At 69.0% G+C, this 19,796-nt stretch carries 18 protein-coding genes, 1 tRNA gene, 3 pseudogenes and 1 other annotated feature; of the genes and pseudogenes, 12 read left to right on the forward strand and 10 right to left on the reverse strand.

Annotated elements, in window-relative coordinates:
* Nucleotides 1–1,051: 1,051 nt before the first annotated feature.
* Entirely contained in the window at nucleotides 1,052–1,417 is a 366-nt protein-coding gene (locus tag Bequi_RS10780) for an ArsR/SmtB family transcription factor (protein ID WP_249737945.1), read from the reverse strand.
* 81 nt (nucleotides 1,418–1,498) lie between these two features.
* Here Bequi_RS10780 and arsB point away from each other — a divergent pair, with 81 nt between their 5' ends.
* Genes arsB through Bequi_RS10795 form a run of 3 tightly spaced genes read left to right on the forward strand, consistent with a single transcriptional unit; the run spans nucleotide 1,499 to nucleotide 4,356 of the window.
* Nucleotides 1,499–2,590 carry an ACR3 family arsenite efflux transporter gene (gene arsB, locus Bequi_RS10785; protein ID WP_283774938.1) on the forward strand — a complete coding sequence of 364 codons (1,092 nt, stop codon included), beginning with the start codon at nucleotides 1,499–1,501 and terminating at the stop codon, nucleotides 2,588–2,590.
* Nucleotides 2,591–2,613: 23 nt separating this feature from the next.
* Complete coding sequence (locus tag Bequi_RS10790) at nucleotides 2,614–3,042, forward strand: arsenate-mycothiol transferase ArsC (protein WP_249737946.1); 429 nt, start codon at nucleotides 2,614–2,616, stop codon at nucleotides 3,040–3,042.
* A 36-nt stretch (nucleotides 3,043–3,078) separates the two neighbouring features.
* On the forward strand, nucleotides 3,079–4,356 hold the full coding sequence (locus tag Bequi_RS10795) for an NAD(P)-binding domain-containing protein (protein WP_249738050.1): 1,278 nt from the start codon (nucleotides 3,079–3,081) through the stop codon (nucleotides 4,354–4,356).
* Between the two features lie 63 nt (nucleotides 4,357–4,419).
* Here the strand turns inward: Bequi_RS10795 and Bequi_RS10800 are convergent.
* Nucleotides 4,420–4,713 (reverse strand): annotated as a pseudogene (locus Bequi_RS10800) (helix-turn-helix domain-containing protein); the annotation flags it as partial.
* Nucleotides 4,714–4,849: 136 nt separating this feature from the next.
* On the opposite strand from Bequi_RS10800, the gene Bequi_RS10805 reads away from it, so the two are divergent.
* From Bequi_RS10805 to Bequi_RS10820, 4 genes and pseudogenes are all read left to right on the forward strand, one after another.
* Nucleotides 4,850–6,081, forward strand: a protein-coding gene (locus Bequi_RS10805) for an IS3 family transposase (RefSeq protein ID WP_249737947.1) whose coding sequence is annotated in 2 segments (ribosomal slippage) — nucleotides 4,850–5,129 and nucleotides 5,129–6,081 — 1,233 coding nt in all. Because the reading frame shifts where the segments join, the coding sequence is not laid out codon by codon here.
* Nucleotides 5,128–5,231, forward strand: a sequence feature (AL1L pseudoknot). (Overlaps the previous gene by 104 nt.)
* A gap of 15 nt (nucleotides 6,082–6,096) precedes the next feature.
* Nucleotides 6,097–6,555 (forward strand): annotated as a pseudogene (locus Bequi_RS10810) (ATP-binding protein); the annotation flags it as partial.
* A gap of 63 nt (nucleotides 6,556–6,618) precedes the next feature.
* Nucleotides 6,619–7,488, forward strand: a complete 870-nt coding sequence (locus Bequi_RS10815; RefSeq protein WP_249737948.1) for a DUF3626 domain-containing protein — start codon at nucleotides 6,619–6,621, stop codon at nucleotides 7,486–7,488.
* 88 nt (nucleotides 7,489–7,576) lie between these two features.
* The gene (locus tag Bequi_RS10820) at nucleotides 7,577–8,263 is read left to right on the forward strand and encodes a class I SAM-dependent methyltransferase (RefSeq protein ID WP_249737949.1); all 687 of its coding nucleotides are present in this window, start codon (nucleotides 7,577–7,579) and stop codon (nucleotides 8,261–8,263) included.
* A 99-nt stretch (nucleotides 8,264–8,362) separates the two neighbouring features.
* On the opposite strand, the pseudogene Bequi_RS10825 reads toward Bequi_RS10820, so the two are convergent.
* A pseudogene (locus tag Bequi_RS10825) lies at nucleotides 8,363–8,647 on the reverse strand (recombinase family protein); the annotation flags it as partial.
* Between the two features lie 192 nt (nucleotides 8,648–8,839).
* Between Bequi_RS10825 and cmtR the strand changes: the two are divergent.
* Both cmtR and Bequi_RS10835 read left to right on the forward strand, forming a co-directional pair.
* A complete protein-coding gene (gene cmtR, locus Bequi_RS10830) occupies nucleotides 8,840–9,199 on the forward strand; it encodes a Cd(II)/Pb(II)-sensing metalloregulatory transcriptional regulator CmtR (RefSeq protein WP_006590980.1) in 360 nt (119 codons plus the stop codon).
* Nucleotides 9,196–9,798: a cadmium resistance transporter gene (locus Bequi_RS10835; RefSeq protein WP_249737950.1), complete on the forward strand. Its 603-nt coding sequence runs from the start codon at nucleotides 9,196–9,198 to the stop codon at nucleotides 9,796–9,798. Before cmtR ends, Bequi_RS10835 begins: the two co-directional genes overlap by 4 nt.
* Nucleotides 9,799–9,847: 49 nt before the next feature.
* Here Bequi_RS10835 and Bequi_RS10840 read toward each other — a convergent pair whose 3' ends face one another.
* Nucleotides 9,848–10,468, reverse strand: coding sequence for a hypothetical protein (locus Bequi_RS10840; RefSeq protein ID WP_249737951.1), 621 nt, complete (start codon nucleotides 10,466–10,468; stop codon nucleotides 9,848–9,850).
* Between the two features lie 311 nt (nucleotides 10,469–10,779).
* Here Bequi_RS10840 and Bequi_RS10845 point away from each other — a divergent pair, with 311 nt between their 5' ends.
* Entirely contained in the window at nucleotides 10,780–11,106 is a 327-nt protein-coding gene (locus Bequi_RS10845) for a helix-turn-helix domain-containing protein (RefSeq protein ID WP_249737952.1), read from the forward strand.
* Here the strand turns inward: Bequi_RS10845 and Bequi_RS10850 are convergent.
* From Bequi_RS10850 to Bequi_RS10875, 6 genes are all read right to left on the reverse strand, one after another.
* A tRNA-Lys gene (locus tag Bequi_RS10850) sits at nucleotides 11,072–11,145 on the reverse strand. The genes Bequi_RS10845 and Bequi_RS10850 overlap by 35 nt on opposite strands.
* Before the next feature lie 89 nt (nucleotides 11,146–11,234).
* Entirely contained in the window at nucleotides 11,235–12,176 is a 942-nt protein-coding gene (locus Bequi_RS10855) for a uroporphyrinogen-III synthase (RefSeq protein ID WP_249737953.1), read from the reverse strand.
* Entirely contained in the window at nucleotides 12,173–12,850 is a 678-nt protein-coding gene (locus Bequi_RS10860; RefSeq protein WP_249737954.1) for a DsbA family oxidoreductase, read from the reverse strand. Before Bequi_RS10860 ends, Bequi_RS10855 begins: the two co-directional genes overlap by 4 nt.
* A 42-nt stretch (nucleotides 12,851–12,892) precedes the next feature.
* Nucleotides 12,893–13,423, reverse strand: coding sequence for a DUF6320 domain-containing protein (locus tag Bequi_RS10865; RefSeq protein ID WP_249737955.1), 531 nt, complete (start codon nucleotides 13,421–13,423; stop codon nucleotides 12,893–12,895).
* A gap of 200 nt (nucleotides 13,424–13,623) precedes the next feature.
* Nucleotides 13,624–15,084: an alcohol acetyltransferase gene (locus tag Bequi_RS10870; protein ID WP_249737956.1), complete on the reverse strand. Its 1,461-nt coding sequence runs from the start codon at nucleotides 15,082–15,084 to the stop codon at nucleotides 13,624–13,626.
* Nucleotides 15,081–16,037 (reverse strand): alpha/beta hydrolase, encoded by a 957-nt coding sequence (locus Bequi_RS10875; protein ID WP_249737957.1) that lies wholly within the window; start codon nucleotides 16,035–16,037, stop codon nucleotides 15,081–15,083. The genes Bequi_RS10870 and Bequi_RS10875 overlap by 4 nt, the downstream gene beginning before the upstream one ends.
* Nucleotides 16,038–16,145: 108 nt before the next feature.
* On the opposite strand from Bequi_RS10875, the gene Bequi_RS10880 reads away from it, so the two are divergent.
* Together Bequi_RS10880 and Bequi_RS10885 are read left to right on the forward strand one after the other, a co-directional pair.
* Nucleotides 16,146–18,008: a Na+/H+ antiporter gene (locus tag Bequi_RS10880; RefSeq protein WP_249737958.1), complete on the forward strand. Its 1,863-nt coding sequence runs from the start codon at nucleotides 16,146–16,148 to the stop codon at nucleotides 18,006–18,008.
* Nucleotides 18,009–18,030: 22 nt separating this feature from the next.
* Nucleotides 18,031–19,764, forward strand: coding sequence for an NAD(P)/FAD-dependent oxidoreductase (locus tag Bequi_RS10885; protein WP_249737959.1), 1,734 nt, complete (start codon nucleotides 18,031–18,033; stop codon nucleotides 19,762–19,764).
* Nucleotides 19,765–19,796 lie beyond the last annotated feature (32 nt).

Here is a 19,796-nt window from a genome sequence, read left to right on the forward strand (position 1 = left end):
TCGTACAAATCCACCGCCCGCTGGCGGAACTCGTCCGTGTAATTCTTCCTAGCCATCCCTTGGATTCTCGCTTCCCCAGCCTCGTGCTGGAATCAGCGTGTCCACGATCAGGGGTCAAGCGCCGCACGCCCTTCCCGTTGAGCCTGTTCCAGCCCGAACATCCGATCCCTTGGTGGAGTTCGGCGGAGTCCTGTTGTCGTCGCGCTCATCACCGACGCTCGGCGCGGGCGTCGTCATCGCACACCTCGACGACTCGTGAGAGCTGGCGCCTTGTCTCCGGAGCAGCTCACCCTCGTCATTGCTCCGCGCTTGCCACGCCAGCAGCCGGGCGCACTATCGGCCGCGACCGGGCCTGCCTTAGCCGCACTCATCGGCCTACTCCTGTAGATCGGCGCCAATTGGCCGAACGGTAAAAAGTATTGAACCCCCCGGGCCCAGCGCCCTCTTGGGGTATACCCGGTGCGACAGATGTGTCTCCAAACGGCGAACTCAGGCCCTATTGAGAAGCGTTTGTGACCACGCGGTAACTTGCACGCTGGGATGCCCCAGTTCGAGACGCACCGCGTGACACCGCATACGGCATCTCCCTGTGTACTCTTCCCGTTCGTCGTGCGGGCCAACTGCGCGAAGGGTCGTGTGGATCTCCTCGGTGAGCCAGCGTTGCATGTTGGCGTCGAGCACCTCGCGGACATTGCTTGCCTGCTCGGGGGGGCTGAGTAGCGAGAGGCCCGGTCGCTGAAGCGCTTATCGAGCTAGACGGATCAGGCGTCCCTGCGGCGCACGGTGATGACTGAGTCGGTCACACGCAACACAATGTCGCTCAGCGCCTTGAGTGACGTCGAGGCCAGATCACCCCTCCGTGCATCACTTCAGCGGTCGGAGGGCGCCGGCGGGTGCTGGACACGGATCAGGCGGAGCGAACTCGTGTTTGACCAGCGGTGCAGTCGTCGAAGTGGGGCGGCTTCCGCCTGGCGTCGGCCGGCGTGGCGGGCACCGTGAGGCTCCGGGGCGGGCAGCTATTGGAGCTCTCAGAGTGAGCAAGGATTGGGGTTCAGTCGATATCGAGGAACGCCCGGAGCTCTGCGAAGGTTGAAAGCACGACGGAGTAGTGGGCCCAGCGGCCCCTCTGCTCGCGCGTGAGCAGGCCGGCATCGACGAGCTTCTTCATGTGGTGGCTGACGGTGGGCTGGCTGATGCCGAGCGTCTCGGTGAGGTCGCAGGCGCAGACTGACTGGCAGCCCTGCGCGGCGACGTGGGAGAGGAGCCGGAGGCGCGTGGGGTCGGACAGAGCCTTGAGCAGGGACGCGATCCGCTCGGCGTCGGCGATGCCGACGGGCCCCGCGAACAGCGCGCAGCATTCGTCCCGTGCGGCCACCTTCATCTTCCCTGCAGTCGCGACGTCGGTCGGCGTGGTCATGCATGCACCTTACATTGACAGGCATCGATGCGCCGCATAGCGTTCGGATCGATGATCGTCGATGGAAGGTGCCTGGGCCTGATGAGTACGACCACCAAGGACGTGGAGCAGCCGCGCGTGATGAAGGAGATGTCCTTCCTCGATCGCTGGCTCCCGGTGTGGATCCTGGCCGCCATGGCCGTGGGGCTTCTGCTGGGGCGGTTCGTCCCCGGCCTGAACGCCGCCCTTGAGGCGGTGAAGATCGGGTCCGTGTCTCTGCCCATCGCGATCGGGCTGCTGTTGATGATGTACCCGGTCCTGGCGAAGGTCCGCTACGACGAGACCCGGCGCATCGGCGCGGACCGACGCCTGCTGGTGACTTCGTTGGTGCTGAACTGGCTCGTCGGACCGGCCCTCATGTTCTGCCTCGCGTGGATCTTCCTGGCCGACCTGCCGGAGTACCGGACCGGTCTGATCATCGTGGGCCTCGCGCGCTGCATCGCGATGGTGCTCATCTGGAACGACCTCGCCTGCGGTGACCGCGAAGCTGCCGCCGTGCTGGTCGCGATCAACTCCCTCTTCCAGGTGATCGCCTTCGGAGCCCTGGGCTGGTTCTACCTCCAGGCACTGCCGTCGTGGCTGGGGCTACCGACCACGTCGGCCGAGTTCTCGATCGGAGCGATCGTCCTCAGTGTGCTGGTCTTCCTCGGAATCCCCCTGGTCGCAGGGTTCCTGACCCGCGTCCTCGGTGAGCGGGCGAAGGGCAGGCAGTGGTACGAGGAGCGGTTCCTCCCGAAGATCGGCCCGTGGGCGCTGTACGGGCTGCTGTTCACCATCGTGCTGCTGTTCGCTCTCCAAGGCGACGCGATCCTCTCGTCCCCGGGAGACGTGGCCCGCATCGCTCTGCCGCTGCTGGTCTACTTCGTCGTCATGTTCCTGGGGTCCTTCCTGCTCGGACGGGCGATCGGCCTGAACTACGCCAAGTCCACGACCGTCGCGTTCACGGCCTCGGGCAACAACTTCGAGCTCGCCATCGCCGTCGCCATTGGCACCTTCGGCGTCACCTCTGGCCAGGCCCTCGCCGGTGTCGTCGGTCCCTTGATCGAGGTCCCTGTCCTCGTCGCGCTCGTCTATGTCGCCCTCGCGATGGGCCGTCGGCTCTTCCCCGGCGACGCCACCGTCCCCACCCGATGACCCGGCAGAGAGACCCGATTCCGATGACAGCGATGCGCCCTTCTGTCCTGTTCGTGTGCGTGAAGAACGGCGGGAAGTCGCAGATGGCGGCCGCCCTGATGCGCCATCGCGCCGGCAGTGCCGTCGCCGTCCACTCCGCCGGGACGCGACCGGGGGGCTCGATCAATGCCGAGTCCGCTGCGGCGGTCGCCGAGGTCGGCGCCGACATGTCCGGGTCACACCCGCGGCCGGTCACGCCGGAGCTGCTGCGCAGCGTCGACCACGTGATCGTCCTCGGCAGCGAGGCGACCGTTGAACCCGTTCTCGGAATGGCCGCCCCCATCACTACATGGCACACCGACGAGCCCTCTGAGCGCGGGATCGAGGGCATGGGGCGGATGCGATTGATCCGCGACGACATCGACGTCCGCGTGCAGGCTCTCCTGAGGGACCTCGCCGACTCCACCGACTGATTCCGCAGGCTCTACAGCAAGGATCCCAGAGTGCCTATCGCCCCCACGTCCGAGCATCCCGTCATCGTCATTGGCGCCGGTCCCGTCGGACTGGCCGCCGCTGCGCACCTGTACGAGCGGAACCTGCCCTTCCTCGTCCTCGAAGCGGGCGCCTCCGCCGGGGCCGCAATCTCCGAGTGGGGACACACCCGTCTGTTCTCCACGTGGGGGTACAACATCGATACCGCCGCCCGGCGCCTCCTGGACGGACACGACTGGGAGGCCCCCTCGAGCAAGAGGCTGCCGTCCGGTCATGCGCTCCGAGAGGAGTACCTCGAGCCCTTGGCTCAGCTCCCCGAGCTCGCACCGTGCATCCGCTACCGCGTACGGGTCATGGCCGTCTCTCGCTTCGGCAAGGACAAGACCCGCACCGCGGGCCGCAACACGACACCCTTCCTCGTCCGCATCCAGCATCCAGACGGCACTCTCGAGGACCTCCTCGCATCCGCCGTCATCGACGCCTCGGGCACCTGGTCCCACCCCAACCCTCTTGGGCAGGCCGGCCTGCCCGCTCCCGGTGAGCAGGAGGCCCGGGCCACCGGGCGGATCACCCCGCCACTGCCCGACGTCCTCGGGCGCGACCGCGACAGGTTCGCCGGTCGCCATGTGATGGTCGTCGGTGCCGGACTCTCCGCCGCCAACACTCTCCTCGACCTGGCGAAGCTCGCCCAGGCAGAGCCCACCACCACGCTGACGTGGGCTGTGCGCACCACGGATCTCGCACGGGTCTACGGGGGTGGCGCGCGCGATGAGCTCGCCGCCCGCGGACTCCTCGGAAGCCGGCTGCGCAACCTCGTGGAGGCCGGCAAGGTCGAGGTCCTCACCTCCTTCACCATCACAGGCTTCACAATGGGAACGTCCTTGACCGTGCGCGCGGTTACGCCGGACGGCGATCGCGAGGTCGACGTCGATGTCGTGGCCTCGGCCACAGGCTTCCGACCGGACCACACGATGCTCTCTGAACTGCGCCTCCACCTCGACTCCGCCGTCGAGGCCCCTGCTCAGCTCGGCCCGCTCATCGACCCCGAGTTCCACTCGTGCGGATCCGTCGAGCCCCACGGGGAACGGCTCCTCGCGCATCCTGACGAGAACTTCTACATCGTCGGAATGAAGAGCTACGGGCGGGCACCGACGTTCCTCATGGCAACTGGGTACGAGCAGGTCCGCTCGATCGTCGCCGCCCTGGCCGGCGACCGCGCCGCCGCCGACGCTGTGGAGCTCGAACTGCCCCAGACCGGCGTCTGCTCGTCTGACATCGGCACCAGCTGCGGATAGCGTTGTGGATGTGATGGCTTGGTGGCGGGTTTCTGTGATCGCTCAGTGGCGGTGCAGGCGCGGTCAGGTGTCGGCCGTGGTGCGGCGCAGCTCGCGGTAGATGGTGGTGCGGGAGACGTTGAACAGCTCGGCCAGCTCGGCTTGGGTGTGCTCACCGGCGGCGTGCAACGTCAGCAGGTGCTTGCGCTGAGAGGGCGAGAGCTTGGGCTTCTTGCCTTTGAGTTTGCCCTTGGATCTGGCGATGGCCATGCCCTCGCGGGTGCGCAGGCGGATGAGGTCCGCCTCAAACTCGGCCACCATGCCGAGCACGTTGAACAGCAACCGGCCGACGGCGTCGTTGGGGTCGTAGACGCTGCCTTGGTTGTGACAGCTTGGTTTGGCCCCGTTGTGACGGCCTGATCTGGCCCCGCGTGCGACTTGCCGGGGTGTTGACGGTCTGAACTGAAGCGCCCTGGGTTTCGTTCCGACCTACTTCCTCAAGGAGGATCGGATCATGCCCCAGAAGTACACCCCCGAGTTCAAGGCAAGAGCCCTGAAGCTCATCGAAGAACGCGTCCGCGCCGAGCAGTGCTCCGCCTGGGTCGCCTGCACGGCCGTCGGCGAAGCCCTCGGCGGGATCTCCCCACACACCCTGCGGAACTGGTGGAAGCAAGATCGCGTCGATCACGGTGAAGCCCCAGGGCTCAGCACCGCTGAAGCCGAGGAGATCAAGAAGCTGCGCCGGGAGAACCTCGAGCTGCGCCGCGCGAACGAGATCCTGCGCAAAGCCTCAGCTTTTTTCGCAGCGGAGCTCGACCGCCCCACGACGAGATGATCGCGTTCATCGACGAACACCGCGATCAGTTCGGGGTCGAGGCCATCTGCCGCACCCTTCGTGCGACGGAATGTGGGTTCATCACCTCCCGCGGCTACCGCGCCGCGAAGCCACGACCCAGGTCTTCGAGAACGCTGCGGGACGAGATCCTCGTGGAGGAACTCCGCCGGATCCACGCGGAGAACTACAGCGTCTACGGCGTCCGAAAGATGCACCACGCGATGGCCCGCGCCGGGTGGGAGATCGGCCGGGACCAGGTCGCCCGACTGATGAAGCTCGCCGGCGTGGAAGGGGTGCGGCGCGGACGTAAGCCGATCACCACGAGGCCGACAGGCGAGCTGGATGCCCGCCCAGATCTGGTCGAGCGCCGCTTCACCGCGGAAGGCCCGCACCAGCTCTGGGTCGCAGACATCACCTACGTGCGCACGATCTCGGGGTTCTGCTACGTCGCTTTCATCACCGACGTGTACTCCCGGCGGATCGTGGGATGGGCGGTCTCGGGCAGCCTTCATACCGCGGGGCTGCCGTTGCTCGCCCTGGAGCACGCCCTCGTGAGCACCGGTGCAAGCCGTGGCCGCCAAGGCCTGGTGCACCACTCGGATCGCGGCAGCCAGTACGTCAGCTTGGCGTACTCGGACGCGCTCATCACCGCCGGGGTGACGGCTTCGGTAGGCACCGTGGGCGACTCCTACGACAACGCCCTGGCCGAGACCGTGAACGGGCTCTACAAGGCCGAGCTCATCCACTCCAAGCGGATCTGGGAGTCCGTCGAGGCGGTCGAACTGGCCACCATGGGGTGGGCGCACTGGTGGAACACCGCCCGCCTCCACGAGACCCTCGGCTACCGCACTCCCGCAGAGGTCGAGGCCGCCTACACTCACGATCAGGATTCAGCGCCCGTCGCGTCCTGACCTCGGAACGAAACCCAGGGCGCTTCACTGTGCCTGCTCGGGGACTCTGGTACCGGCAAATCCCACCTGCTCATCGCGCTCGGCACCGCCGCCGCCGAACAGGGCTACCGCGTCCGCTACACGCTGGCCACCCGGCTCGTGAACGAGCTCGTCGAAGCCGCCGACGAGAAACAACTCACCAAGACCATCAACCGCTACGGACGAGTGGACCTGCTCGTGATCGACGAACTCGGCTACATGGAACTCGACCGGCGCGGCGCCGAGCTGCTGTTCCAGGTTCTCACCGAACGGGAGGAGAAGAACGCCATCGCGATCGCCTCGAACCAGTCCTTCTCCGCCTGGACCGACACCTTCACCGACCCACGACTGTGCGCAGCGATCGTCGACCGACTCACCTACAACGCCACCATCATCGAGACCGGCACCCAGTCCTACCGCCTCGCCCACACCCGAGCCCGCAATCAGGCCAGCTGAACAGGTGCGTGAGCATCCGACTCCGCCGAGTACGGAGCAACCGCGCTTCGTTAGGGTGACGCCATGACCATTGCGAGCCCGTGGGCGCAGGAGGCCGTGTCCTACGTGGACGCCCTGTGCCAGGGTTCTCCGCTGCCACGCGACCTGCGGATCACGCTCAACTTCCACCCCGACCGGTCCACCGACGGCGTCGGGATCTTGGACGCCCTGGCCGCCCAGGGCGAGTACCGGTCCCAGTTCGAGACCGGCACCAGCAACGGCGGACTCACCGCGCATCCCGGCGGCGACCGATGGCTGTGGGAGCAATCGCTGTTTGGCGGCGCCTACGACGACGCGCCTGCAGCCGAACGCCCCAAGTACGGTGCTCTCAACCACCGCCACCGCGCCCTCGGAGGCGCCCCGCGCTTCGGCTCCAGCCACCTACGGCTACGACAGCACATGCTCGACCGGGCAACCTACTGCTTCCCCGACTCCGCCTACCGACCCACGCACTTCGCCACCGCCCAGCACTTCGACCTCCTGCCCCTGGCCGCGGTACAAGACCAAGCGCTCGAGCGCAACCCGGACGGCGAGAACTTCGACCCCTTGGACGGCTACGTCGAGGCCCACGCCCACGGCCGCATCTCCTTGCGTGACGATGTCGAAGCGATCGTGATGGATCCCTGCTTCCGGCACACCGACATCGAGGCTGCTGCTCACCGGCTCGGGCTCCCCGTGGAATGGAACGAGGGCCGTGTCCTCGACCTTTCCACCTTGGACACGCACGCCGACTACCGCGGCCCGGCTCCGGTCACCGTGGGCCACGCCATCGCGCAGGACGGGCTGCTGGACGCGCGGATCATCGGCCTGGCGGTGAGCACCGGACGCTTCGCCCCGCAGCACCTCAAGCAGCTCTGGCACCTCACGGCCCAGTGGGGCCAACCCCGAGGATGACAACGTATGGGAGGCCCAGAGAGTCAGCAGCATCGCGTTCAACTCATCCGATCCTGCCGCCGACCGCCTCTCGGAGCGGCCGCGTGACATGCTCGGGTTCATGGATCCAAGACGCGCGCAAAACGGCCTGATCCGCACAGCAGTCCAAGGCCTCAACACGGCCAACCAGCGTCACCCCTGGAGCCACAACGATGCCTTCCACTCATGGATCCTGACCCGAGCTCCCGCCCGAAGGGGCCTAGCGATTGACATCGGCTGCGGCCGAGGCGAGCTGGCCGCGATCCTGGCCAACCACTTCTCCACCGTCCACGCCCTCGACACCGACCCCGACATGCGAAGGGCCACGGGCCAACGCTGCGCAGGACTGGCCAACGTGCATGTCGAGAACGTCCCCCTCGACGACCTGCCACAGGACGCAGACCAGATCACCATGATCGCGGTCCTTCACCACCTAGACCTGGATACGGCGCTGCGACAGGTCAGCCACTCGCTCGCGCCTGGAGGACGCTTCCTGTGTGTCGGACTTGCCCGACTGGACGGGCCAACCGACATCGCGTGGGACCTCGCCTGCGCTCTCACCAATCCAGTCATCGGCTACATCCGCCATCCATGGCCGGCCGACAGCGCCGCGACAGAGGCTCCCATCCCCACCAAGGAACCCCGGCAGTCAGTGGACCAGATCCGCGAAGCCCTGGACCGCCTGATGCCCGGCGCCGTCCTACGACGCCGACTGGCGTTCCGCTACACCATCGAATGGACCAAGCCCCTCCAATAGGACCAACACGTTCCTATGCCGCACTCAGGACGTGGCGCCAGCGTCCGGGTGGTCCCCAATCTGGCCGTCATCGCGGGGCCAGATCAGGTTGACATAGCCACTGCCTCCGAGACTGAGCGCCACTCCCTTGATGGTGAGCTCGTCGGCGATGTCCCTCGCGTCCGGGAGCGAGCGGGCCAGCCGGTCGAGCTTGGTCACCACCAGGGTGTCCCCATCCCGGGTCGCGGCCAGTGCCTCGCGCAGCCCGGGCCGGGCGCGGGTCGTTCCCGTTAGACCGTGGTCGAAGTAGACGTTCTTGTTCTCGACTCCGAGGCGCTCGAGTGCTTCCCGTTGGGCGGAGAGGTCTTGCTCGAGAGTCGAGACGCGCGCGTAGCCGACATGCATGTCCCCATTGTTGCAGTTGCCCTCCCCTCACCGCCCATGTCACCGTACGGGTCTTGCGTACATGACGATCCCTCATAAAAAGTCGTTGAGGAGGAAGCTCGCACGACGTACGGTGAAGGATCCCCTTACGGGCATGCGATCTGGGCTGACGCCTGTGACCGAGTGTTCAGTGCGCGCTGTATAGTTCAGTCCATGCTGACTATTGCTTCGCGTCTCGACGTGATGAACCGCCTGGGTCGTGCACTGGCCGACCCCACTCGATCCCGGATCATCTTGACCCTGCTCGACCATCCCGCTTACCCGGCGGAACTGGCCCGAGATCTGGACCTGACACGCCCGAACGTGTCCAACCACCTGGCATGCCTGCGCGATTGCGGGATCGTCGTCTCCGAGCCCGAGGGTCGTCGGACACGATATGAGATCGCCGATTCGCACCTGGCGCAGGCGCTGACGGCACTGGTCGATGCCACCCTGGCAGTGGACGAAGACGCCCCGTGCATCGATCCCGCCTGCTCGCTTCCCGGATGCGACGCAGCTGGGGAGGGCGCATGATCCTCACCTCGGTCTTGCAGGCGATGGGCCTGTTCGCAGCGACCAACATCGACGACATCATCGTGCTCTCCCTCTTCTGCGCGCGAGGGGCAAGCCAGCGCGGCACTACCGCCCGCATTCTGGCCGGCCAGTACCTCGGATTCGCCGGCATCCTCGGTGCCGCGGTCCTGGCGACCATCGGTGCCGGAGCATTCCTGCCCTCGGCAGCCATCCCGTACTTCGGTCTCATCCCTCTGGGCCTCGGCCTCTGGGCCGCATGGCAGGCCTGGCGCGGAGACGATGACGACGATGACGACGAGGCCAAGGTTGCCGGCAAGAAGGTCGGCGTGTGGACAGTCGCAGGCGTCACCCTTGCCAACGGCGGCGACAACATCGGCGTCTACACCCCTGTCTTCCTCAGCGTGGAACCTCTCGCAGTAGTCGCCTACTGCATCGTCTTCCTCGCGCTCGTCGCGGTCCTGGTGGCCCTGGCAAAGTTCGTCGCCACCCGCCCCCCGATCGCCGAAGCGCTCGAACGCTGGGAGCACATCCTCTTCCCCATCGTTCTCATCGGCCTCGGCATCGTGATTCTCGTCAGCGGCGGAGCCTTCGGACTCTGACGTAGCGGCAGCGATCCAAACGGCGCCGACCGGGCGCACCCCTCTCGGTTCAGACCGCGACACCTACCTGCAGCCAGTCCTGCGTGGTCGCGGCAACAAGACCGCCACGGAGCGCTGCAAAAACCCCGCCACCAAGCGAACGAAGCCACAGCGTATGCCCATCCGCCCGAAGCTGCGCGACCTTCAGCAATCGATCGACCTGATCCGCGGGGGTCGGGCGCTGGTAGCTCTTCCCATCCAGTCCAAGTACGGGGACCGCGGGCTTAGCAGGTGCGGCATGCGCCGCACCTGCTGCGAGGTCGCGCCGGACCGTTCGTTGATCGATGCTCAGCACCGCCCCGATCGCTCTTGCGGACAGCCCTTCCGCTATCAGCGACTCGACGTGCGCACGCCTCTCCCCAATGTCTGCGATCACGCGAGCTGCACTGAACTCGACCTTGCACATCTCGTCCCAGGATGCGTAGCCCAGCGCGATCCACGCGCGCCCGTTGTAGGCCAGCGTGACCAGGGAGTCCAGGGCCTCCTGCTCCCGTTGAAGTTCTGCGGCCTTCTCCACTGCACGGCCGAATTGGTCGTTGATCTGGTCGATCAACTGGCGTGCATGCTCTGCGCCGAGGTGCTCGGGCACACCTGGGACTGCATGCGGTTCAGGAGATTGAAGGGCGCTCATCAGGCCACCTCCTCTTGCTCAGCTTCGGCAGCCTGGACCCACCGACGGAGCATCTGTCCCCGGACTCGCACCTTCCCGCCTGTCACGACGGCGAGCCGCTCCGCCACCTCGTCCCACGAGCGGGGGCTGACGCTCTTTCGCTCACTCATAGCCCACTCCCACAGCCCACCGTGACCATCAAGGCGGAGGAGGGAGTCCGCCAGCATCGCTTGTGTACTCATGCGGCACACGCTACTACCGATTGCAGTACTCTGACAACTATGTGCATAACTCGCGTGGACGAAGGGCGCGCTCAGCCCTACGATTGCAGCATGATCACTGCTTCTGCATACGCGCCCCTCACAACCGACGATCGCATCTCCGCGTCAGCGAAGGCCCTCATGGCAGCTCGCGGCATCCGCACCGAGGAGCTCGCCCTTGCGATCGGGATCAGCCGCAACCCGATGTTCGCGAAGCTTCGGGGCTCTTCCGCATGGAAGGCGTCCGAGGTTGCGGCGATGGCGGACTACTTCGGCGTCGGCCTGGACGCCCTCTTTGAGGGGCTCGGACTCCTCGAGCACGACGAAGCCCCCCGGTCATCTGACCGAGGGGCTTCACATCGGGTGCGCCATCAGGGACTCGAACCCCGGACCCGCTGATTAAGAGTCAGCTGCTCTAACCAACTGAGCTAATGGCGCCAACGAGAGAAAACACTACGACCTCCCGCCTCTCGTCGCAAACCCGCAGGCCCCTCCTGTGAGCGAGCTGACACGGACGTCGCTCCAGGTCAGCCCAGCAGATCAACCAGGTGCTTCACCAGCGCGCCGAGCCGCTCGCGATCAGGCCAGGTGACGGGGATCCCGGCATCCTCCAGAGGCTGCGCGGTGACATGGCCGACGGCGACCGCGCGGCAGCGGCCGTCCTGCAGGGCGGCGATCAGCTCGCCCCGTCGGCCAGTGCTCTCGGCCGACTCGAGCAGGGCGATCACGGCGGGCCCCGCAGTGAAGGTGATCGCATCGAGACGCCCGGCGATCGCCTCGGTGATCAGCGCGTCCACCAGTGCGGGCTCGCCCGCGCTCTCCCAGCGGTACGGGGCGACGACGCGCACCGCGCAGCCGACCTCTTCGAGCCTGCCGATCTGGGATGCGTCGACGTAGCCGTGCCGCTGCAGCGCGAGGGGCGCATCCCGCAGCCCAGCGGCGAGCACGATGTCCACGAGGGACTGGGTCGTCTCCCCCGGCGCGACCTGCGGATCGGAGAAGCCGCGCCCGCGCACGGCCCCGCGCGCCTTCGCCCCGCGGCAGAAGACGCGCACCGAGGCGATCCACTGCTCGGTGCGCTCGCGGAGGTCCGGGGGCAGGGCATCGAGCCAGGTGGTGAAGCCCTGCCCGGTGGTGACGAGCAGAGCGACGGGCTCGGCGGCCAGCATCGCCTCGGTGTCGGGCACCAGGCGGGAGTCCTCGCCGACGGGCACGATGCGCATCGTCGGTGCGTGCAGCACGCTCGCGCCCTGGCGCTCCAGCGCCCCGATCTGCTCCAGCGCGCGGCGATGCGCCGTGACGCCGATCCGCCTGCCCGCCAGCGGCGCGGCCGACACTGCCAGCGGCGCGGTCGACACTGCCAGCGGCGCGGTCGACTCCGCCTGCGGTGCGGCCTGCTCCCCCAGCGGCGCATCCGCCCCGGCGCGCGGCCGGGCCGCGTCCTCCGGCCCCCGCTCCTCCACGCTCATTCCCCCGCGGCGCCGATCTCGCGGGCCTGCACGAGCGCGCGGCGGAAGTCCTCCACCCCGACGGCTCCGGGCACGGCGAGCGCCCCGGCGATCACCGTGAACGGCACGCCGCTCGCGCCGAGCTGCTGGGCGGCGGCCTCGTCGGCGCGCACGGCCTCCTCGGTGCTCGCGTCGGCGATGGCTGCGCGCAGCACGTCGGCATCCAGGCCGATCCGGGCGGCCTCGCGCACCTGCGTCTCGGTGTCGAAGGGATCGAGCCGGCCTGCGAAGTAGCCGCGCTGGAGAGCGCGGAACAGCGCGGCGCCCTGGCCCTGACGGGAAGCGGCCCGCACCGCGCGGTGGACCGAGAGCGTGTTCGCGACGGGGCGCTCGGTCTCGTAGTCGAGACCCAGCTCGGCAGCCGCGCCCTGCAGGCGCGTCTCGTTGGCGAGCGCCTGCTCCGGGCTCGTCCCGTACTTCTGCGCGAGGTGCTCGAGGTTGGTCTCGGGCGCCGACGGCGCGTCGGGGTCGAGCTCGTAGGCGTGCACGCGGATCTGCACGTCCTCGGCCATCCCTTCGGCCTCGAGCGCCGCCTGCAGCTGCGCATCGCCCAGCAGGCAGAACGGGCAGACGATGTCCATCCACATGTCGATGATCAGGGGCTCGTCGGCAGGAGTGCGAGGATCAGTGCTCATGCCTCCAGTATGCGAGGCGCACCTGGCAGCACCTGCGGCCCCTCACACGTGGATCGTGCGCTCGAGCTCGTGGTGGAGCTCCTGGCCGCGCAGCACCTGCAGCAGCACCACCGCGATCACGGCGATCGCCCCGCAGATCACCGAGGGGATCGCCTGCACGGTCCAGCCGAAGGCGAAGAAGGCCACCGGCAGCAGGCCCAGCAGCACGGTGATCCAGCTGAACACGACGTGCGCTCCCCTGTCGGCGCGGAAGAGCAGCGCCAGCAGCACCACGCCGAGGATCGCGCAGGAGAACACGATCGGCACCGCGTAGGCGAGAGCCCAGCCGTGCCAGCCCGTCAGGTAGTCCCAGTACACGCACACGGCGCTCGTGATGACCATCAGGTAGAAGATGCCGCGGGCGATCGTGCGGCGACGGCGCACGGCCATCAGCACCACTAGCCACATCGCCGCGATCCCCAGCCACACCGAGCGCAGAGGGCCGATGCCGTCGATCTGCGGGCGGAAGAAGAGCTGCGCGGCGAACGACCCGCCGATCAGCGCCAGGGAGACGAGGAACAGCACCTGCAGCACGCGGCGACGCGAATACGCCAGCGGCGGATCGCTGAACGGGCTCGGTGAGACTCCACGGCCCGCAACCGGCCCCGCGCACAGCGGGCAGACCGACCACTCGCCCTCGAGCGCAACGCGGCAGGCCTCGCAGCGCAGGGCCGACGCATCGCCCCCAGCCCCGTTCGCTGACCTGACGGGGGAACCGTGGGCAGCGGCCCCGCTCATGCGTGCACCTGCGCGAGCTCATCCTCGCGCACACGGTTCGCGGCGACCTGCACCTTCACGCCGTGCGCGGTGAGGTGGCGAGCGAAGGCGCGCACATGATCGGCCTCGACGAACGGGGAGGTGAACGAGATCGTGAGGGTCTCGCCGTGGGACATGCTGCAGAACTGCGGGCGAGCCGCCGAGACCTGCAGGTACATCCGGCGCACATGCGCCTCGGCGGGCTCTGGGAGCACGACCCTGCCCATGTTCGAGATCGCGATGGTGAGCCCCCGGTTGGTCAGATGGTTCGCGGCCGACAGCGCCGCATCCTTCACGGGCCAGGGCAGGATCCGCAGCAGCGGCATCTGCTCCAGGCGGATCAGTCGCCGCAGCCGCTCCCCGAGCGCCTCCGGCGCGATCCGGGGCCGGAACTGCTCCTCGAGATCCGCGGCCACCGCAGCGAGCGAATCATCGCCCTCGCCATAGGTGTGCGCGAGGCGCACGGTCGCGAAGAAGTTGCGGGCGGAGTCCGAGGGGAAGAACTGGCGCAGGTTCACCGGCACCGAGACGGCCAGCGTGCGGTGCGCGCCGGGCCCATCGCCGCTCCCGGCACGGGCCCCTCGCCCGGTCGCGGTCGCGCGCACGGACTCGAAGAACAGCGCCACCAGGTACATCGAGAGCGAGGCCCCCTCGGACTTCGCCAGCGCGATCACCTGCTTCGCGGGCATGCTCAGCTCGATCGCATGGGTGCGCGCATCGGGAGTGCGGGTGCCGCGAGCGCGCAGCACGCCCGACCGCCGCGGCTCAGCCGCCTCCGGCGCGTCGGGGGCGGCGGGCATGGCCGCCGTGTCCGCGGCCTGCAGGCTCGAGGCGGCCGCCTCCCCGAAAGCGCGCGCCATCGCGGAATCGCGCGACGGCGGCTTCGGCACCCGTCGGCGCCGGAAGTAGCTGCCGAAGCTGTCGGCCGACAGACCGTGGCCCGGGGCGGAGGAAGGAGCAGGGGCGACCGTCGGGCCCGAGGCGGCGGCCGCCTCCGGGACCATGGCCGGGCCGGGTTCGGCCTCGCGCCGCCGGCAGTAGTCCACGAGGAGCTCCGTCAGGAACCACAGCGCGCCCGTCCCGTCGGACAGCGCATGGAAGACCTCCAGCGCGATCCGGTTCTCGCGGTGCACCACGCGGAACATGAGCGCTGCCTCGCCCGGGAAGTAGAGCGCGGAGCAGGAGGGCAGCACGTCGGGCTGCACCTGCGGCCGCAGGTCGGAGTCCTGGAGGTAGTGCCAGAACAGTCCCTGGCGCAGCACGGCGTGGTAGAGCGGGAAGCGGTCGAAGGTCGCATCCAGCGCCTCCTGCAGCACGTCGGGACCGACCGGCGCATCCATCTCCGCGCTCAGACGGAACACCTTGGGGTCGGAGTCGGAGCGCGCCGCGAGGAAGATGTTCGAGGCGTTGTCCAGCCGCACCCATGCCGGGCGGCTCATGCTGCGCCGCCTGCGAGCGCTCCCTGCTCCCCGTCGAGGAACTCGTCGATGATCCCGTAGGCCGTGCGCAGGGGCCTGGCGAATCGTGGCAGGGTGATGAAGCCGTGCAGGGCCCCCTCGATGCGCTCGATGCGCACGTCGTTGCCGGCGTCGGCGAGCGCGCGCCCGTAGGCCTCGCCCTCGTCGACCAGGAGGTCAAGCTCCGCGGTGATGATGAGAGTGCGCGGCTGGCTGCGCAGATCCTCCGCCATCAGCGGGGCGACCATGCGGTGGCGTCGGTGCTCGGGATCGGGGACGTACAGCTCGAAGTAGTCCTGGATCTCGGTGTTCGTGAGGCGGTAGTCCTCCCCGTGGCGTCGCACGGACTCGAAGGGCGAGGTCGCCGGATCGTGATCGAAGTGCGTCACCGGATACAGCATGATCTGGCGCTGCGGGATGGGCCGGCTGCTCTCGCGCAGCAGCAGGGAGACCGCCGCGGCGAGGTTGCCTCCGGCGGAGTCGCCCACCAGCACCACGCGCGCGGGATCGTCGATGCCGACGGCCCCGGGATCCTCGAGGAACAGCCGCGCGATCCGGTAGCAGTCCTCGAGGCCTGCGGGGAAGGGGTGCTCCGGGGCGAGCCGGTAGTCCACGGAGACGACGACGGCGCCGGTGAGATCGGCCATGGTCTGGCAGGCCGGGGTGTAGCTCTCGATGTCGCCGGTCACCCAGCCGCCGCCGTGGAAGAACACGAGCACGTCATCGCGGCGCTGCTCGCGGGGGGTGAAGACCCGCAGCGGCACCGGCGGCTTCCCGTCGGCCGGGAAGGAGGTGACATCGAGCGCGCGGAACTTCGCCAGGGACCGCGGGGCGGCGAGGCCGCGCTGCAGCCTGCGCACCTTCTCGTAATCCTCGAGCATGTTGATGCGGGGCGCTGCGAACAGGCGCATCAGGGACTTCTGGAAGGGGTTCACCGGGAGGGCCGACGGGGCCGGTCGCGCATCATCCCTCCACAGTAGGGCCCCGTCCCATGACTGCAGGGCGCCGACACCTCCCCGGGACCCGGCAGTGCACAATATGCCGTGCACGAAATCCTCCTCGTCGTCTGCCTGACGCTCACCGTCCTCGCCGGAACCGCGCTCAGCGATCGCCTGCGCCTGCCGGCCCCGATGGTGCTGATCGCCCTCGGCGTCATCGGCTCCTTCCTCCCGTTCGTCCCGGAGATCGGTCTCTCCCCCGATTTCGTGCTGTTCGGCCTGCTGCCCCCGCTGCTCTACGCGACGGCCCTGCAGAACTCGATCATCGACATCCGCGCGAACCTCACGAACGTGGCGCTGCTCTCGATCGCGCTGGTGGTGGTGACCACGGTGACCGTCGGCGCGACGGTGCACCTGCTCATGCCCGACGTCCCCTGGCCCGTCGCCCTCGCCCTCGGCGCAGTCGTCGCGCCCCCGGATGCGGTCTCGGCGAGCGCCGTCGCGCGGCGCATCGGTCTTCCCCGCCAGATCGTGACGGTGCTGGAGGGCGAGTCGCTGCTGAACAATGCGACCGCCCTGGTCGCGCTGCGCGCCGCGATCGCCGCGACCGCCGGGTCGATCGCGATCGGCGAGATCGGGCTGGACTTCCTCATCGCCGCCGGCGGCGGGATCCTCGTGGGGCTCGTCGTCGCCGCGCTCGTGATGCAGGTGCGCCGCCGCGTGCACGATCCCCTGATCGACACCGGCATCTCCTTCGTGATCCCCTTCGCCGCCTACCTGCTGGCGGAGGAGATCGAGGCCTCCGGCGTCATCGCCGTGGTCGTCGCGGGCCTCATCATCGGCCACAAGGCGCCGATCGTGCAGACCTCCGGATCGCGCATCACCGAGCGCATCACCTGGGCCTCCGTCGCCTTCCTGCTCGAGCACGCCGTGTTCCTCCTCATCGGCCTGCAGGTCTCGCGGATCGTGATGGGCGTGGACGGCACGCTGAGCTGGGGCTACGTGCTGGGCGTCTGCGCGGCGGTGCTGGCGGTCGTGATCGCCACGCGCATCGTGTGGGTGTGCCTGACCACCTGGCTGCAGAACCTCCGCACCCCCGCCGCGCAGCGCCCGCCGTGGTCGCATGCCCTGGTCACCTCGTGGGCCGGGATGCGCGGCGTCGTCACGATCGCGGCCGTGTTCGTGATCCCCGCGACCGTCCCCCACCACGACGTGCTCGTCCTGGCCTCCCTCGCGGTCGTGCTCGGCACCCTGTATCTCCAGGGTCTGACCCTGCCGTGGCTCACGCGCGTCCTGCACGTGCAGCCGAACGACCCGGCCGTCGACGCCCTCGCCCGCGCGACGCTCCTGCAGCAGGCGAGCGAGGCCGGATTCACCGAGCTCGAGAGCATCGAGGCGGGAGAGCTCGCCGGCGGCAGCGACCCCCACGAGGTCTGCGCCAGGATCCGCGAGCGCGTGGACCACCGCACGTTCGCGGCCTGGGAGCGGCTCTCGACCACAGCCGGTCAGGAGACGCCGAGCGAGGCGTACACCCGCATCCGCTCGCGGATGCTCACCGCAGAGCGGGCGCGCGTGCTCGAGATCCGCAGCCAGGGCAAGGTCCCCTCGCAGGTGGTGCGGGAGGTGCTCGGCATGCTCGATCTGGAGGAGTCGATGCTCGACTCCGGCAGCGAGGCGCGCGAGGCGATCGTCGCCACCGGCACCGGCGAGGGCGGCTACTGCGAGGAGCTCGCGCAGTGCCCCTCGGTCGCGGTCGCGGAGGATCCCGTGTGCCGCCGCTGCGAGGCCGAGGGAACGCACCCGGTCGCCCTGCGCCAGTGCCTGGAGTGCGGAGAGATCGGCTGCTGCGACTCCTCCCCCGGCCAGCACGCCACCGACCACTTCCATCGCACCGGGCACCCCGTCATGCAGTCCGCCGAACAGGGCGAGAGCTGGCGCTGGTGCTACGTGCACAGCCTGACCGCTTGAGAGCCTGAGAGCCGAGGACCCCATGACCGCACCGCAGCTCCCGCCCGTCGCCGCGCTCGCCGAGCGCAGCGAGCACCTCGTCGATCCCGGCGCCCCCGCGATCCTCTGCCTCACCGCCGAGAACGCCGACGTCCTGCGCGCGCAGTTCTCCCGCTACGCGGCCGAGTACGCACTCCATATCGAGACGAGCCCGCAGTCCGTGGTGGACTGCCTGGAGGCGCTCGAGGCCGCCGGCGCGCCCATCGCCCTGTTCGTGCTGGACACGAGCATCGGATTCGAGGAGCTCGGCTCCGCGCTGCCGATGTTCCGCCGTCTCGTGCCGACGGCGAACCGGCTGGCCGTGACGCCCTGGGGCCTGTTCATGGAGCACCTCGAGACGTTCCGGCACAAGGTCGCCAAGGGCGCGTTCGACGCGCACCTGATGATGCCGCGCGGGATCCGCGACGAGGAGTTCCACTCCGCTGTCGTGGAGCTCCTCAACGACTGGGGCTCGACCGTCGCCGCCCCGCTCGTGGAGACGGTGCGCATCGTCGCGCCGACGGAGGACGCGGCCGTGCGGCGCCTGCGGGACTTCCTCTTCCGCACCGGCTCCCCGCACCGCTTCTACACCCCCGACTCCCCGATCGGCCAGGAGGTGATCGCGTCCTACGAGGGCGAGACCGGTCTCTTCCCCCTCGTGCGTCTCGCGGATCTCCCCGCGCAGCACTGCCCCGATGCCCGCACGCTCGCCCGGGCCGTCTACGGGCGGCCCGACCTCCAGGCTCTCGCCGACGTCACCGAGGTGCTCGACGTGATCGTGGTGGGCGCAGGCCCTGCGGGTCTCGCCGCGTGCGTGTACGCGGCGAGCGAAGGCCTCAGCACCCTCGCGCTGGAGGCCGAGGTGATCGGCGGGCAGGCGGGGACGAGCTCCATGATCCGCAACTACCTCGGCTTCCCCCGAGGGATCTCGGGAATGCGCCTGACCACGCGCGCCCGCACGCAGGCGGTGCGCTTCGGCACTCGCTTCTTCACCGGCTGGCCGGTCGAGGAGCTCGTCCCGGGGGCGGACGGCGCGCCGCATCAGGTGCGCACCGAGGCCGGCACCCTCCTGGCCCGCACCGTCGTCATCGCCACGGGCGTCGCCTATCGGCGCCTCGGCGTCGATGCGCTCGAGGAGCTCGTCGGCCACGGGGTGCACTACGGCGCCGCGATGAGCTCGGCCCCCGAGGTCGAGGGGCGGGACGTGATCGTCGTCGGCGGAGGGAACAGCGCCGGGCAGGCGGCGATCCACCTCGCCCGCTTCGCGAGCTCCGTGACCCTCGTGGTGCGACGGGAGGATCTGCGCACGAGCATGTCGGCCTACCTCATCACCGAGCTCGAGGCGAACCCCCGGATCACCGTGCGCGGCTGCACGCGAGTGGTCGACGGCGGCGCGAGCGAGGGCGAGCTCGAATGGGTGGATCTCGAGGACATCGCCACCGGCGAGCGCGAGCGCCGACGCGTCGGCGGGCTGTACCTGCTGCTGGGCGCGGAGCCGCACTGCGACTGGCTTCCGGACGCCGTGTGCCGCGACGATCGCGGCTTCGTGCTCACGGGGCGGGATGTTCCGCCGGAGCACTGGAGCGGGGAGGTGCCGCCGGCGGATCTGGAGACGGCGGTCCCCGGCGTGTACTGCGCAGGGGACGTCCGCTCCGGGTCGATGAAGCGCGTCGCCTCCGCGACCGGGGAGGGCGCCGCCGTCGTCTCGCTCGTGCACGAGCACCTCGCGGCGCTCTGAGAGCGCCGCGGGGACCGGGGGCGCGCCCTCTG

Source organism: Brachybacterium equifaecis (genome assembly GCF_023509525.1).
In the GTDB taxonomy this organism is placed as follows: Bacteria; Actinomycetota; Actinomycetes; order Actinomycetales; family Dermabacteraceae; genus Brachybacterium; species Brachybacterium equifaecis.